The sequence below is a fragment of the Sphingobium sp. WCS2017Hpa-17 genome (assembly GCF_031843765.1).
Taxonomy (GTDB): domain Bacteria; phylum Pseudomonadota; class Alphaproteobacteria; order Sphingomonadales; family Sphingomonadaceae; genus Sphingobium.
Genome location: NZ_JAVTIV010000004.1, coordinates 85,964 through 98,687, shown reverse-complemented (window position 1 = coordinate 98,687; position 12,724 = coordinate 85,964). Strand labels below are relative to the sequence as shown.

Sequence of the window (12,724 nt, the reverse complement as noted above, 5' to 3'; positions counted from 1 at the left end):
CTGCTCAGGCCGGCTCCACGACCTCCACCTTCTTCCCCTGCGACCGCCCGATCAGCACCCCACCCAGCGCCAGTGCAAAGCCCAGCAACTGCACCGGCCCCAGCCGCTCGCCAAACAATATCCACGCCTCGATCGCGGCCAATGGCGGCACCAGCAGCAACAGCATCGACATGCGCGTCGCCCCTTGATGTCGAACCAGCCACACCAGCAGCGACAGGCCTGCCGCCGACAGGCCCAGCACCGACCAGCCAAGGCCCAGCCACAATATCGGCGCGCCGTCCCAGCGATAGTCGCCGATCAACAGAGTCGCGGCGATCGCCACCAGCGCCCCGCCCATATTCTGCACCGCGCCCGACACCGCGATCCCGTCGCCCGCAATCGCGCCGCGCTGGATCAGCGTGCCGCCGGCCATGCCCAGCACTGCCAACATGCCGGCAACCGCCGGCGCGATGCTTATCCCGCCCGCGCCCGACCGTTCGATCGCCGGCATCAGCACGCAACCCACCCCCATGATCGCAACCGCCAGGCCGCCCCAGGCCCGGCCCGGCAACCGATCGCCCAGCAGGGCGACACTCACCACCGCGACCATCAGCGGTTGCAGCGACCCCAGCAACGACATGATCCCGGCCGGCATGCCATTATTCACCGCCCACCAGCTCAGCGTCAGGTAAAAGCCATGCAGCATCGCCCCGGCCGCCAGATGCAGCCCCAATCGCCGCCCTCTGGGCCAGGCCTGCCGGGCATAAAGGGCTGCCCCGGTCAGCAGCATCGCCGTCGCCGTCAGGCGCAGCGCCAGGATCAGTTCCGGCGCGCCATGCGGCACCATCGCCCGCGCGACGATGAAGCCGGTGGACCAGATGAGGATGAAGAGAATGGAAGCGACAAGACCGAACATGCCGCCGCCTTTGGCGGATGGGCAGGGCGATGTCGAGCCGGAGGAAGGGAGGAGAGACGATCAGCCCCGGCCGATGCGCCCGCCTTGCCGCGGGGGTGAGCGAAAGCGGCAAGGTCGGGCGGGGGGCGGCGCCTATACTGCGCTCGCCTCGCAGCGCAACGGGGGATGAAGCGCCATTTTCGCTGCACCGATCATCTGCCGGTGCGCGTCGCTATTGGGTACGACATCTGGCCAGGGCTGGCCGGTCAGCAGGCCATAGCTGTCCTGCCAGATCTTCCCGGCGACCAGGTCGATCTCTTCGACCGTCGGTTGATGGTCTTCCGCCAGACATCGGACCAGCAGCCGATGAAAGGCGTTCCCGGAATTCGCGCGAATTCGGTTCATGGTGGCATCCTCTCCATGGCGTCGATTTTTATCGACTTCCGTAAGGGAAGCTGCCCGATTTGCGCCGGTCCGTCAATGCGGCGGCGGGCGGCGCAATCCTTCGTTACTCAAATGCAAGGCAAAACTATTATTCCCGCCCCGCCCGGATCGCCGCCCCGCCCGCAAAGGGCGTGATCGCCACCAGCAGCAGCGACGCCGCACCCAGGAATTTCAGCGCCGCGCCGCTCCCGTCGCCCAGCGTCCCCGCGCCGAAGATCAGCAGCGGTACCGCCAGTGGCAGCGCCAGCAGCCCGGCCAGCGCCCCGCTGGACCGCAACCCGGCGGTCAGCGTCGCCACCAGTAATCCCAGTGCGGCCAGCGCCGGCGTGCCGATCAACAGCCCGACCTCCAGCTTCAGGATCGTAACGCCATCCAGCTTCAGCAGCGCGGCGGCGGGCAGGGTGGCGATCATCAGCGGCGGTCCGAAGCCCAGCCAGTGCGCCACCAGCCGCGCCGTCACTACCATTTCCTCGCCAATGCCGCGCAGCGCGATCTGGTCCAGCACCCCCGCTTGCATGTCCGGCGCGACCAGTCGGTCGACCGGCAACAGGCTGGCCAGCAATGCCGCGATCCACAACATCCCACCGCCCGTCCGCGCGAGTAGCGCCGCATCCGGCCCGACCGCAAAGGGATAGAGGCTGGCCACCAGCAGCAGGAAGGCGACCGGCAGCCACAGCCCGGCCGAAGCCCAGGCCTGCCGCAGATCGCGCGCGGCGAGCAGCCACAAGATCCTCATGCCGCGTCCGCCGGATAATCGGGCAGATAGTCCGACAGCGCCAGCGTCACCGGCGCAACGATCGGCAGCGGCTGGTGCGATGCCGCGACCACGACCCCGCCCGTCGCCAGATGCCCGGCCACGGCCTGGCCCAGCAGGTCCAGCGATGCACTGTCCAATCCATTGCCCGGCTCGTCGAGCAGCCAGACGCCCGCACCGCTCGCGATCACCCGCGCCAGCATCGCTCGCTTGCGCTGCCCGGTGGACAGCATCCGCACCGGCACCTGCGCCAACGGGGCCAGCGCCATCGCGTCCAGCGCGGTATCGATCGTCTGCGGCGCTGCCCGGTCCAGCTTCGCCCAGAAGGACAGTGCCTCGCGCAAGGGTTGCTCGCCATCCAGCGCCAGCCGCTCGTCGGTCATCGCCACACCGCCGCTGCGCTCCACCGTCCCGGCAAAGGCAGGCAGCAGCCCGGCACAGACCCGCAACAGGCTGGACTTGCCCACGCCATTGGGGCCGGTCAGCAGTGCCCCGCCACCCGGCGCCAGCGACAGGCTGACCCCGGCGAACAACATCCGCCCGCCACGCAGGCAGGCGACATCACTCAGGCGCAACGCCGCGCCGGTCATAGCGTGACCATGTCCTCCAGGACATGCATGTCGATGTCCGACAGGCCGAAATGATGGCCGATCTCATGCACGACGACATGGGTGATCAGCGCATCCAGCGGCACGCCCGTCTCCACCCATTCGTCCAGCAGCGGACGACGGAACAGATGCACGGTCGGCGGCCCGTCCCCGGTCTGCGCCTCCTGTCCGATGGAGCGGCCGGTATAGAGGCCGGTCAGTTCGAAAGGATCGCTAAGGTCCATCTCCTTCAGGATCGCCGCATCCGCAAAATCCTCTACGAACAGCACGACATCGGACAGATGCTCGGTAAAGGGGGATGGCAGGCGATTGAGCGCGGCAAGCGCCAGCGTCTCAATCTCTTCCTTGGTCGGAGCGAAGCGGGGCGGTTGACTGTTGGACGGCATGCCTGCCACATACCCCAAGGCATTTCATGAGGATAGGGACATGATTGGTAAACTGACCGATGAGGAACGGGCCATCGCGCTGGCCGACTTGCCGCATTGGACTCCGGTGGCTGACCCGGACGGCATTTCCCGTCGCTTCACCTTCACCGACTTTGTCGCCGCATTCGGCTTCATGACGCGCGTCGCGATCCTCGCCGAAAAGGCGGACCATCATCCTGAATGGTCGAACGTCTATAACCGGGTGGACATCGTCCTCACCACACACGACGCCGGCGGTCTGTCCCAGCGCGACATTGATCTGGCAAAGGCGATAGACGAACTGGCGGGATAAACGGCTGGATAGGGATTATCCGGCATCGACCAATTTTAGACATGTTCCCTCTCCCGTTTACGAGAGGGGGCTGGGGGGTGGGCACGTCGCGACAGCCCACCCCGCTGCGACTAACGCGCTGCGCGCGTAAGTCTCGCCGCCCCTCCCGCAGGCGGGAGGGGAATGGCAGCAAGCCACCCACATCAGCCTTCCAAACTGCAAAACCCAGCCTCAGTAATTCGCTACGCCCTCGATATGCGCGTCATAGCCTTTGAGCGCACTGGTCACCGACGCATCGCCAGCATAGCGGCGGCGCAGCATCGCCAGTCGGGCGTCGGTGCCGCGGCACAGTTCGGCGACATTCTCGGCGATATAGGCGCGCCGTTCCGCGTCATAGGCTTCCTCACCCCGGAAATGATCGCACCCGTCACGGTCGACCATGAAGGCGGTGACTTCCTGGGGGAAGGGCAGGGCGGACATGTCGTCGCTCGACGGCGGCAGGTCCATCACGTTGCCCCCATGGCTGCGGGGCGCCGGCTGGGCGCGGACGGTGACGAGCGGGGACGGCTTGACCGGAATCGTCGCATTTTCGACCGACGGCGGGGCGGGTTCTTCCGGTAGGAGAGTGGCGACGACCGTTGGTGGTGCAATGCCATTGTCGGCTTGTGCGCTGTCATCGGACGAGTCGCGACAGCCGGCGACCAGCGCCAGCATCAGCACCACAGGAACCAGACCAAACCGCCCGCTCACCCGATCTCCTCCCGCAAGCTGGCGATAAGATCGGCCACATGAGGCAGCCGCGACTCTTCCTCGTCGAGGATCGCCAGAAACGCGGCCCGCCTATAGTCGGCCAGCGCGTCGGGCGAAAGACGGCTTGCTGTGGGCATGGCCGAAATCACGATGTCCAGAAGCCGCTCCACCCCGTGCAGCCGCCCCCACAGATAGTCATTCTCGCGATAGACCCTGCTAAAGAAAGCCCCGAAGTTGTTGAATTCAATGCCCTTGAGCGTAGCGGTCGCGCCGCCGCTGCGGATTGCGGTGCAATCTTCGGGCGAAATCCGGTCGACCTTGACCGGATCATATTCATCCAGAGTGTCACCTTGAAGCAACGGTAATGTCGCGATATCGGTGAAGGGAAAGCCGAGATAAGCGAGCAACATCGTCCGACGACCGCCCTTGGGCAGGCCGGCGAAGGCTTCCGCCAGCATCAGGTCGGCCGCTTCGTCCCGCGCCTTCAATCCCCGCGCCTGCGCCACCGCTTCCATCGCCGCCGCCGCTTCGGTCGGCACGGCCTTGGCCGCCGCGATCACCTCGGCCCCGTGAAACTCGCTATCCTCGCATTCGGCATAGAGGCTGAGCGCGCCATAAATGGCATCGTGCATCGCCAGCACCGTCGGATCGTCCGCCTCCGCCTCCAGTTCCAGCGTATCGGCCAGCCGCCGCGCCAGATAGCGCAGCCGCCGGATACGGAAAGCCAGATCATGCGCGCGGAAGAAGGCGACCGGTGCAGAGGCCGATCCGCCTTCCTCGCTCAATTGGTCCGCCCCCTCGGCACGGATCGCGGCCCAGATCGCCTGACGATAGCTTTCCCGCATCATCGCGCTCTCCTCGCCACTCAGGCGAAACAGCAGCGAACAGAGCGACTCGACAATCCCCGACAATTTCAGATGGCCATAGGCCGGATAGGCAAAGCCCGCCGCGCTCGCCGCCCGCTGCTGCGCCTTGCCGCGCCAGGCCGAAAGGCGCGCGGGCGTCGGCCGGTCCAGAAACAGCATCCGCCCGATCGCGCTTTCCACATCGGCCTCTATGCCGGGGCGCAGCGCATCCAATATCCGCCGCATCCGCCTGATGCCCGCACTATGGCGATCGATCGCCTCCAGATTGTCGCGGATCGGCTGCTCGCGCGGAATGTCGGACAGCGCGCCGAATATGGTGCGGAAGAAACCGGGCAATGGCGCATCCTCGCCAGTCGGCGCGTCCTGCTGCTCGCCCTCCTTGTTCAGGCGGATGGAGCGATGCCCCGGCTTGGGGTCGATATAGACGAAGCGCCGATCGACCTCTCGCCGCGACGGCCGGTTCTTCAGCGCGCCGATCGCCTGCGCAAAGGGCGCGTTGGCCAGCACCGACCCGTCGATCAGCACCGCGTCCTCTGCCGTCCCCCGCGCCGCATGGCGGGGCAGGGCACGCGCCAGAAAGGCGTCCCGCGTCGGCCATCCGCGATGCCGGCGCTTCAACACCCGGTCCAGTTCCCGCACGGTGAAGGGCGGGAAGGCGCCGGGAAAACTCGCCGTCGCCCGCGCCGCAAACACCAGTTCGGCCGCATCGGCAAAACCCCGTTCACCTCGTCCCCGCGCCTTGAAGCCGATCGACAGCCGATGCTCCGTCTCGATCACCTGCGCCGGGCTGTTGAGATTGAGGCTCTGGGGATGCCCTTCGAAATCGGTGACGGTCACGAACAGGTCGAGCGGATGCCCCTCCGGCAACAGCGGTTGCCCCTTGTCCGCCGCCGCCATCGCGTCGAACGCATCGACCAGCATCGCCGAAAATATCTCCCCGCCAAAGGGCGGCTCGAACCAGCGCGACCGGATGAAGCGGGAGAGTTTCATCCGCACTTCCTCGCGCGTGTCCGGTGCCACCGTTCGCTCCACCGCATCGCCCGGCCGCCGCGCCGCCATCCACACCAGAGGGGTCGCCCAGAATTTCGTCATGGCGCGGGCAGGGCGGGCATCAGGGTCCAGCAGCCGGTCGACATCGGCATTGTCCAGCCACATGGTGGTCAGCGGTTCCAGCGACTGGCCCGTCTCGATCGCCTGCGCCAGGAAAATGCCATTGATCCCGCCCGCACTGGCGCCCGCGATAATGTCGGGCATGACGCGCAGCCGCACCCCGCTTGCCGCCTCCATCGCCGCCAGCACCTGCGCATAGACGGCCTCGCTGCCGCCGCTGGCCGGTACGCCATCATGAAAGGCCCGGCTGGCGCGCGCCAGATGCCACACCTCCTTGGTGATGCCATGCATGTAGATTGCCAGGCTGATCCCGCCATAGCAGACCAGCGCCAGCCGTAGTTCCCGCTCCTTCATGAGCCGAACGTCGCAGAGGGCGGTGGGGTTGGCAACCCAAGGCGGCGGTTATCCAACCGCAAACTCCGCCCAGATCGGCAGATGATCCGAAGCCTTCCGCGCCGCTGCGCTTTCATGCACGCCGCAATCGGTCAGCTTCAGTTTCCCGCAGTGCATGATCCGGTCCAGCCGCGCCACCGGTCGCCGCGCATGGAAGCTCCGCCCGCATGGCGCGAAACTATAATGGCGCGCAAAATCCGCCAGACACCCGCGCCCGGCGCTCCATTCGTTGAGGTCGCCCATCAGCACGGTGGGCATCGCTTCACCCTGCGCCGCCGCATGGATCACCGCCGCCGCCTGTCGCCGCCGCCACAGGCCCGACAGATCCAGATGCATGCCGAACACCCGCACCGATGCGCCGTTCAGCGTCACCTCCGCCATGGTCGCGCCGCGCGGCTCCAGATAGGGCAGGTGCAGCACATCATGGGCCGCGACCTCCGCCTCCTTGCGCACCAATATCGCATTGCCATGCCAGCCCATCGAATCGGTCTGCACGTTCAACGGCACCGGCCGGTACCCACTCTGGTTATCCATCAGCAGTGGCGGGATCGCCGCAGACCGCACGCCAAAGCGCCGGTCGGCCTCCTGCAAGGCGACGATATCGGCGTCCACCTCGCTCAGCACCTCCAGCACCCGTTCCGGCACCCGCCGCCGATCGGTGCCGATGGCCTTGCGGATATTATAGCTGGCGACCCGGATTGTTTTCATGCCGTTTCAATGCGCCAGCTTGGCGGATGTTTCCAGATCATGTTGCGATGTTCTTGCAATGTTCGCGCGCCATCGGCATATCCGTGCCATGGCCAAGGCAAAACGCAAATTCGTCTGTCAGCAATGCGGCACCGTCGCCAGCCGGTGGCAGGGCCAGTGCGAGGATTGCGGCGAATGGAACAGCATCGTCGAAGAAGCGGCGGAGACGGTCTTCTCGTCCCGGCATGACCTGCAAAATGGCGGACGCGCCATCACCCTGGTCGGCCTGGACAGCACGGTCGAACTCCCTCCGCGCACCAGCACCGGCATCGCCGAATTCGACCGCGCGCTGGGCGGCGGCATCGTCCATGGCTCCGCGACCCTGATCGGCGGCGATCCGGGCATCGGCAAATCCACCCTGTTGCTGCAAGCCGCCGCCCGCATCGCCGCGCGCGGGCTTTCCGTGGCCTATATCAGTGGCGAGGAAGCCGCCGATCAGGTCCGCCTGCGCGCCCAGCGCCTCGGCCTCGGCAACGCCCCGGTGCAACTGGCGAGCGCCACCTCTGTCCGCGATATCCTGACGACGCTGGGCGATGGGCCACCGCCCGCCTTGCTGATCATCGATTCGATCCAGACGATGCACAGCGACCTGATCGAAGGCGCGCCCGGTACCGTCAGCCAGGTCCGCGCCTCCAGTCAGGAACTCATCAAATTCGCCAAGCAGCGCGGCACCGCGCTGATCCTGGTCGGCCATGTGACCAAGGATGGCAGCATCGCCGGCCCCCGCGTGCTGGAACATATGGTCGATACCGTGCTGGCGTTCGAGGGCGAACGCAGCCACCAATATCGCATCCTGCGCGCGGTCAAGAACCGCTTCGGCGGCACGGACGAGATCGGCGTCTTCGCCATGGTCGCCGAAGGGCTGGAGGAAGTCGCCAACCCATCCGCCCTGTTCCTCACCAATCGCGACGAGACAGTGACTGGCGCCACTGTCTTCCCCGCACTGGAGGGCACCCGCCCGGTGCTGGTAGAAATACAGGCGCTGGTCGTGCGCCTCTCCAGTGGCGCGACGCCCCGCCGCGCCGTCGTCGGCTGGGATAGTGGCCGGCTCGCCATGATCCTCGCCGTGCTGGAGGCGCGCTGCGGCCTCAGCTTCTCGACCTGCGAAGTCTATCTCAACGTCGCGGGCGGCTATCGCCTGACCGATCCGGCCGCCGACCTTGCCGTCGCCGCCGCGCTTATCTCCGCCATGTCGGAACGGCCGGTGCCGGTCGACATCGTCCTGTTCGGCGAAATCGCGCTCTCCAGCGAAATCCGCCCCGTCTCCCACTCCCCCCTGCGCCTGCGCGAAGCGGCGAAACTCGGTTTCACCCGCGCCTATATCCCGGCGTCGGCGGCGGACGGGGTCAAGGGAATCGCAGTCAGCGGTTTCCGCACCCTCGCGCAGTTGGTTGACCAGATGCTGGGACGCGGATAGCGACAGGGGCAATGAACGCCATCGACATTCTCGTCCTGCTTGCTATCGGCGGTTGCGCCATATTGGGCCTCATGCGCGGCTTCGTGCTGGAAACCCTCTCGCTCATCGCCTGGGTGCTGGCGATCTTCGCCATCCGCCTGTTCCATGCGTCTGCCGCCGAAGTGCTGAGCGCCTTCGTCGGCAACAGCAGCGGCGCGGCGATGCTGGCGCTGGTCCTCGTCTTCGGCGTGACCTTCGGCGTCGGCAAGCTGATCGCCCACGCCATCGGCCGCCGCACCCGCCAGTCGATCCTCGGCCCCGTAGACCGGGTACTGGGCGCAGGCTTTGGCGCAGTAAAGGGCCTGATCGGCGCGACGCTGCTCTTCCTCGCTTTCAGCCTGGTCTATGACACATTCTACGGCAGCGGCGCCCGCCGCCCCGACTGGCTCAGCGACGCACGCACCTATCCGCTGCTCAACGCCAGCGGTCAGGCGATCAGCGAATTTCTGGCAGAACAACGCGCGAAAAAGCCGGCGGCTGAGGATCGGTAAGAAAGCCCGTTCAGGCTGAGCCTGTCGGAAATACTTGTATAAACGACAATCAACATGCCGTTCGTCGTGAGTAGCCATTGAGCGAAGTCGAAATGGCGTATCGAAGGATTGGTGCTTCGATACGAGGCTTCGGCAGGCTCAGCCTCTACTCAGCACGAACGGAATTGTGTTTATCGAATGGAGCGGCCCTACAGCCAGCCCTTCAATCGATAGGCCGCCACGGTCGCGCTCAACCCATCCTCGGTCTTCACCTGCGGCAACCACAGCCGCTTGGGCGGCTGCCTCCGCTTGCCCACCACCCAGTCGGGATGGCAGAAATAATCGACCCGATCCGGCGTCAGCTTGGCATGTCTGCCGCGCACCAGCCGATCAGCCCGCGCCGCCACGTTCAGCAGCCATGCCGGCGTCGCCACCGTCCGCACCGCGCGCCCGACCGCCCGGCCGATCGCCTGCCCGAAATCCCTGTGATCCCATCCGCCCGGCGTCCCGTCGTCCACTTCATAGGTGCGGGTCAGGCTGTTTTCCCGCTCACCCGACAGCGCCAGCAACAGCGCGGCCAGATCGCCCACATGGATCACAGACAACCGCCCGCCCGGCGGCAGCATCATGATGCCGCGCTTGGCCATGCGGAACAGTTCCAGCATTTCCTTGTCACCCGGCCCGTAAATCGCCGGCGGCCGCACGATGGTCCAGTCCAGGCCGCTCGCCTTCACATGCTTTTCGGCCAGTTCCTTGGACCATCCATAGTCGGACAGGCCCGGCTCCCGCGCCGCCAGCGACGACACATGCACCAGCCGCTTGATCCCGCGCTTCCGCATCGCGTCGACCACCGCCATGGTACCGCGCGCATTGCCCGCCTCGAAACCCTCGCGGTCGGGCGCGTTCACCACGCCGGCAATATGGATCACCGCATCGGCATCGCGCACCAGCGTATCGAGCGCGGCTGCATCCTCCAGCGACCCATGCACCCATTTCAGCTTCGCGCGTGGCGGCTGCGCCCGGCGGGTCAGCGCGTTGACGCGCAACCCTTCGCCCAGCGCTTGTTCCAGCACTTCAGCACCGACAAAGCCCGTCGCACCCGTAATGGCAATCCGCATCTGCTGCATCGCGCTCAGACCATCGCCATATGGTCGCGATGGACCAGCACGGATCGCGGCATTTCGCCCAGCAGCGCCGCGATATCCTCGCTGCGCTTGCCCGCGATCTTCACGGCCGCTTCGCTGTCATATTCGATCAGGCCCCGCGCGATCACCCGGCCGTCCTGCGCCACGATGTCGACCACATCGCCGCGATCGAACACACCTTCGACGCTTGCCACACCGGCGGGCAGCAGGCTGTTGCCCTTGCCCAGCGCCTTTTCCGCGCCCGCGTCCACGATGATCCGCCCGCGCGTCGTCAACCGCCCGGCCAGCCAGCCCTTGCGCGCGCCCTTGCCCTGCGCTGCGAGGAAGATCGAACCACGCCCACCATTGGCCCAATGTGCCAGCGGCGACTCCACCTTGCCCGAAATGATCGCCAGATGCGCGCCGGCACCCGTGGCGATCCGCGCCGCCTGAATCTTCGACACCATGCCGCCCGATCCCATGCCGGACGCGGAGCCGGTATCGGCCATCGCCGCGATCCGGGCGTCGATCGTCTCTATCGTTTCAATCAGCATGGCGCTGGCATCGACGTGCGGGTTGGCGGTGTAAAGCCCGTCGACATCGGAAAGCAGCGCAACCGCGTCAGCCCGTGCCGCCTGTCCGATACGCGCCGCCAGCCGATCATTGTCGCCGAAGCGGATCTCGCTGGTCGCCACGCTGTCATTCTCGTTGATGACCGGCACGACATCCAGTGCCATCAGCCGCTCCAGCGTGGCCGAAGCGTTGAGATAGCGCCGCCTGTTCTCCAGATCGTCCAGAGTCACCAGCATCTGCGCGGCAGTAATGCCCTTTTCATCCAACAGGCTGGCCCAGCACTGCGACAGTGCAATCTGCCCGGTCGCCGCCGCCGCCTGCGCATCCTCCAGCGATCCGCGTCCGCCCTTGGGCAGCTTCAACCGCCGCGCGCCCAGTGCGATCGCGCCCGACGACACGATGATGACCTGCTGCCCCGCCGCCTTGCGCGCTGCCACATCGGCCACCAGCGTGCGCAGCCAGTCGACGCGCACCTGACCCGCCGGATCGACCAGTAGGGCCGACCCGATCTTGATGACCAGACGGCGGACAAGGGCAGGGGGGAAACCGGAAAGGGGTGAGGTCATATTCTATTTCCCCCCTCCCTTTTAAGGGAGGGGCAGGGGGTGGGTGCGCCGCGTCAGCGGCGCTTCTACGTCTCAACCGGAAGCAGCGCTCGCTTCGCTCGCGACCCACTCCTTGACCAGAGTCACGTGCCTCTGGTCAACCTCCCTTAAAAGGGAGGGGAGATTAGTTCGTCAAATCGGCGACCAGCCGGCGTCGCTCTCCGCGCCGCCTTCTTCTTCACGGTCCTCGGCGTCTTCGTCCATCATCAGCAAAACCGCGTCCAGCAACGGACCCACGCCTTCGCCGGTCGCGCCGGAAATGATGAACACATCCTCCACGCCCGCTTCCTCGCGCAGTTGCTCGGCAATATCTTCCATCAGCTCCTGCCCCAGCAGGTCGCCCTTGTTCAGCACGACCAGCTGGGGCTTCTCGTCCAGACCTTCCCCATAAGCGGCCAGTTCGTCGGTCACGATATGGAAGGCCTCGACCGGATCATCCGTCGTCGCGTCGATCATGTGCAGCAGCACGCGGCACCGTTCGATATGGCCCAGGAACCGGTCGCCAATCCCCACGCCCTCGGCCGCGCCCGCGATCAGGCCGGGAATATCCGCCAGCACGAATTCGCGGTCGCGATGCAGCACCACGCCCAGCTGCGGCTTGGTGGTGGTGAAGGCATAGGCGCCGACCTTCGCCTTGGTGTTTGTCACCTGATTGATGAAGGTCGACTTGCCCGCATTGGGCATGCCCACCAGCCCGACATCGGCCAGCAGCTTCAGCCGTAACCACACCCACATTTCCTGGCCCGGCCAGCCTGTGCCATGCTGACGCGGGGCGCGGTTGGTGCTGGTCTTGTAGGACATGTTGCCACGCCCGCCATCGCCGCCGCGCAGGAAGGTGACGCGCTGCCCCACTTCGGTGAAGTCGGCCAGAACGTCCTGATCCTCATATTCGGGATAGCCGTCCTCGTCCTCGCTGCCCTCGATCGGCTTGGGATCGGACAGGATTTGCGTGCCGACCGGCACCTTGATGATCAGATCCTTGCCACCGGCGCCATAGCGGTTCTTGCCCATGCCGGGCGTGCCGCGCTGCGCCTTGAAATGCTGGGTGTAGCGGAAGTCGATCAGGGTATTGAGGCCCTGTACGGCTTCGAAGATGATGTCGCCGCCCTTGCCGCCATTGCCGCCGTCCGGGCCGCCATATTCCTCGTATTTTTCACGGCGGAAGCTGACCGCGCCGGGGCCGCCCCAGCCGGATTTGATATAGATTTTGGCTTGATCGAGAAAATGCATGGCGCGCCCATAGCGCCATTAGTG

General features: G+C 66.1%; 14 protein-coding genes. 3 read left to right on the top strand and 11 right to left on the bottom strand.

What is annotated here, in order from left to right:
- Window positions 1-4: 4 nt before the first annotated feature.
- The 5 genes from RQH62_RS09180 to RQH62_RS09160 all read right to left on the bottom strand — a co-directional run bounded on the left by RQH62_RS09180 (window position 5) and on the right by RQH62_RS09160 (window position 3,066).
- On the bottom strand, window positions 5-895 hold the full coding sequence (locus RQH62_RS09180; RefSeq protein ID WP_311268459.1) for a DMT family transporter: 891 nt from the start codon (window positions 893-895) through the stop codon (window positions 5-7).
- 132 nt (window positions 896-1,027) lie between these two features.
- A complete protein-coding gene (locus RQH62_RS09175) occupies window positions 1,028-1,279 on the bottom strand; it encodes a hypothetical protein (RefSeq protein WP_311268458.1) in 252 nt (83 codons plus the stop codon).
- 127 nt (window positions 1,280-1,406) lie between these two features.
- On the bottom strand, window positions 1,407-2,054 hold the full coding sequence (locus RQH62_RS09170) for a heme exporter protein CcmB (protein WP_311268457.1): 648 nt from the start codon (window positions 2,052-2,054) through the stop codon (window positions 1,407-1,409).
- A complete protein-coding gene (gene ccmA, locus RQH62_RS09165) occupies window positions 2,051-2,662 on the bottom strand; it encodes a heme ABC exporter ATP-binding protein CcmA (RefSeq protein ID WP_311268456.1) in 612 nt (203 codons plus the stop codon). Before ccmA ends, RQH62_RS09170 begins: the two co-directional genes overlap by 4 nt.
- Complete coding sequence (locus tag RQH62_RS09160) at window positions 2,659-3,066, bottom strand: metallopeptidase family protein (RefSeq protein WP_311268455.1); 408 nt, start codon at window positions 3,064-3,066, stop codon at window positions 2,659-2,661. Before RQH62_RS09160 ends, ccmA begins: the two co-directional genes overlap by 4 nt.
- A gap of 40 nt (window positions 3,067-3,106) precedes the next feature.
- On the opposite strand from RQH62_RS09160, the gene RQH62_RS09155 reads away from it, so the two are divergent.
- Window positions 3,107-3,397: a 4a-hydroxytetrahydrobiopterin dehydratase gene (locus RQH62_RS09155; protein WP_311268454.1), complete on the top strand. Its 291-nt coding sequence runs from the start codon at window positions 3,107-3,109 to the stop codon at window positions 3,395-3,397.
- A 210-nt stretch (window positions 3,398-3,607) separates the two neighbouring features.
- On the opposite strand, the gene RQH62_RS09150 is transcribed toward RQH62_RS09155, so the two are convergent.
- From RQH62_RS09150 to RQH62_RS09140, 3 genes are read right to left on the bottom strand one after another with little or no spacing between them, the layout of a single operon-like run.
- Window positions 3,608-4,126: a hypothetical protein gene (locus RQH62_RS09150; protein ID WP_405053532.1), complete on the bottom strand. Its 519-nt coding sequence runs from the start codon at window positions 4,124-4,126 to the stop codon at window positions 3,608-3,610.
- The gene (locus RQH62_RS09145; protein ID WP_311268453.1) at window positions 4,123-6,456 is read right to left on the bottom strand and encodes a patatin-like protein; all 2,334 of its coding nucleotides are present in this window, start codon (window positions 6,454-6,456) and stop codon (window positions 4,123-4,125) included. Before RQH62_RS09145 ends, RQH62_RS09150 begins: the two co-directional genes overlap by 4 nt.
- A 48-nt stretch (window positions 6,457-6,504) precedes the next feature.
- A complete protein-coding gene (locus tag RQH62_RS09140; protein ID WP_311268452.1) occupies window positions 6,505-7,203 on the bottom strand; it encodes an endonuclease/exonuclease/phosphatase family protein in 699 nt (232 codons plus the stop codon).
- Window positions 7,204-7,291: 88 nt separating this feature from the next.
- On the opposite strand from RQH62_RS09140, the gene radA reads away from it, so the two are divergent.
- Both radA and RQH62_RS09130 read left to right on the top strand, forming a co-directional pair.
- Window positions 7,292-8,659 (top strand): DNA repair protein RadA, encoded by a 1,368-nt coding sequence (gene radA, locus RQH62_RS09135; RefSeq protein ID WP_311268451.1) that lies wholly within the window; start codon window positions 7,292-7,294, stop codon window positions 8,657-8,659.
- Between the two features lie 11 nt (window positions 8,660-8,670).
- Window positions 8,671-9,189 (top strand): CvpA family protein, encoded by a 519-nt coding sequence (locus RQH62_RS09130; protein WP_311268450.1) that lies wholly within the window; start codon window positions 8,671-8,673, stop codon window positions 9,187-9,189.
- 188 nt (window positions 9,190-9,377) lie between these two features.
- Here RQH62_RS09130 and RQH62_RS09125 read toward each other — a convergent pair whose 3' ends face one another.
- The 3 genes from RQH62_RS09125 to obgE form a co-directional block, all read right to left on the bottom strand.
- Entirely contained in the window at window positions 9,378-10,295 is a 918-nt protein-coding gene (locus RQH62_RS09125) for an NAD(P)H-binding protein (RefSeq protein ID WP_311268449.1), read from the bottom strand.
- A gap of 5 nt (window positions 10,296-10,300) precedes the next feature.
- Window positions 10,301-11,431: a glutamate 5-kinase gene (gene proB / locus RQH62_RS09120; protein ID WP_311268448.1), complete on the bottom strand. Its 1,131-nt coding sequence runs from the start codon at window positions 11,429-11,431 to the stop codon at window positions 10,301-10,303.
- A 171-nt stretch (window positions 11,432-11,602) separates the two neighbouring features.
- Window positions 11,603-12,700, bottom strand: coding sequence for a GTPase ObgE (gene obgE / locus RQH62_RS09115; RefSeq protein ID WP_311268447.1), 1,098 nt, complete (start codon window positions 12,698-12,700; stop codon window positions 11,603-11,605).
- Window positions 12,701-12,724 lie beyond the last annotated feature (24 nt).

Coding starts and splice junctions, on each gene's coding strand:
- RQH62_RS09180 (WP_311268459.1), bottom strand. CDS start 895: ATGTTCGGTCTTGTCGCTTCCATTCTCTTCATCCTCATCTGGTCCACC.
- RQH62_RS09175 (WP_311268458.1), bottom strand. CDS start 1,279: ATGAACCGAATTCGCGCGAATTCCGGGAACGCCTTTCATCGGCTGCTG.
- RQH62_RS09170 (WP_311268457.1), bottom strand. CDS start 2,054: ATGAGGATCTTGTGGCTGCTCGCCGCGCGCGATCTGCGGCAGGCCTGG.
- ccmA (WP_311268456.1), bottom strand. CDS start 2,662: ATGACCGGCGCGGCGTTGCGCCTGAGTGATGTCGCCTGCCTGCGTGGC.
- RQH62_RS09160 (WP_311268455.1), bottom strand. CDS start 3,066: ATGCCGTCCAACAGTCAACCGCCCCGCTTCGCTCCGACCAAGGAAGAG.
- RQH62_RS09155 (WP_311268454.1), top strand. CDS start 3,107: ATGATTGGTAAACTGACCGATGAGGAACGGGCCATCGCGCTGGCCGAC.
- RQH62_RS09145 (WP_311268453.1), bottom strand. CDS start 6,456: ATGAAGGAGCGGGAACTACGGCTGGCGCTGGTCTGCTATGGCGGGATC.
- RQH62_RS09140 (WP_311268452.1), bottom strand. CDS start 7,203: ATGAAAACAATCCGGGTCGCCAGCTATAATATCCGCAAGGCCATCGGC.
- radA (WP_311268451.1), top strand. CDS start 7,292: ATGGCCAAGGCAAAACGCAAATTCGTCTGTCAGCAATGCGGCACCGTC.
- RQH62_RS09130 (WP_311268450.1), top strand. CDS start 8,671: ATGAACGCCATCGACATTCTCGTCCTGCTTGCTATCGGCGGTTGCGCC.
- RQH62_RS09125 (WP_311268449.1), bottom strand. CDS start 10,295: ATGCAGCAGATGCGGATTGCCATTACGGGTGCGACGGGCTTTGTCGGT.
- proB (WP_311268448.1), bottom strand. CDS start 11,431: ATGACCTCACCCCTTTCCGGTTTCCCCCCTGCCCTTGTCCGCCGTCTG.
- obgE (WP_311268447.1), bottom strand. CDS start 12,700: ATGCATTTTCTCGATCAAGCCAAAATCTATATCAAATCCGGCTGGGGC.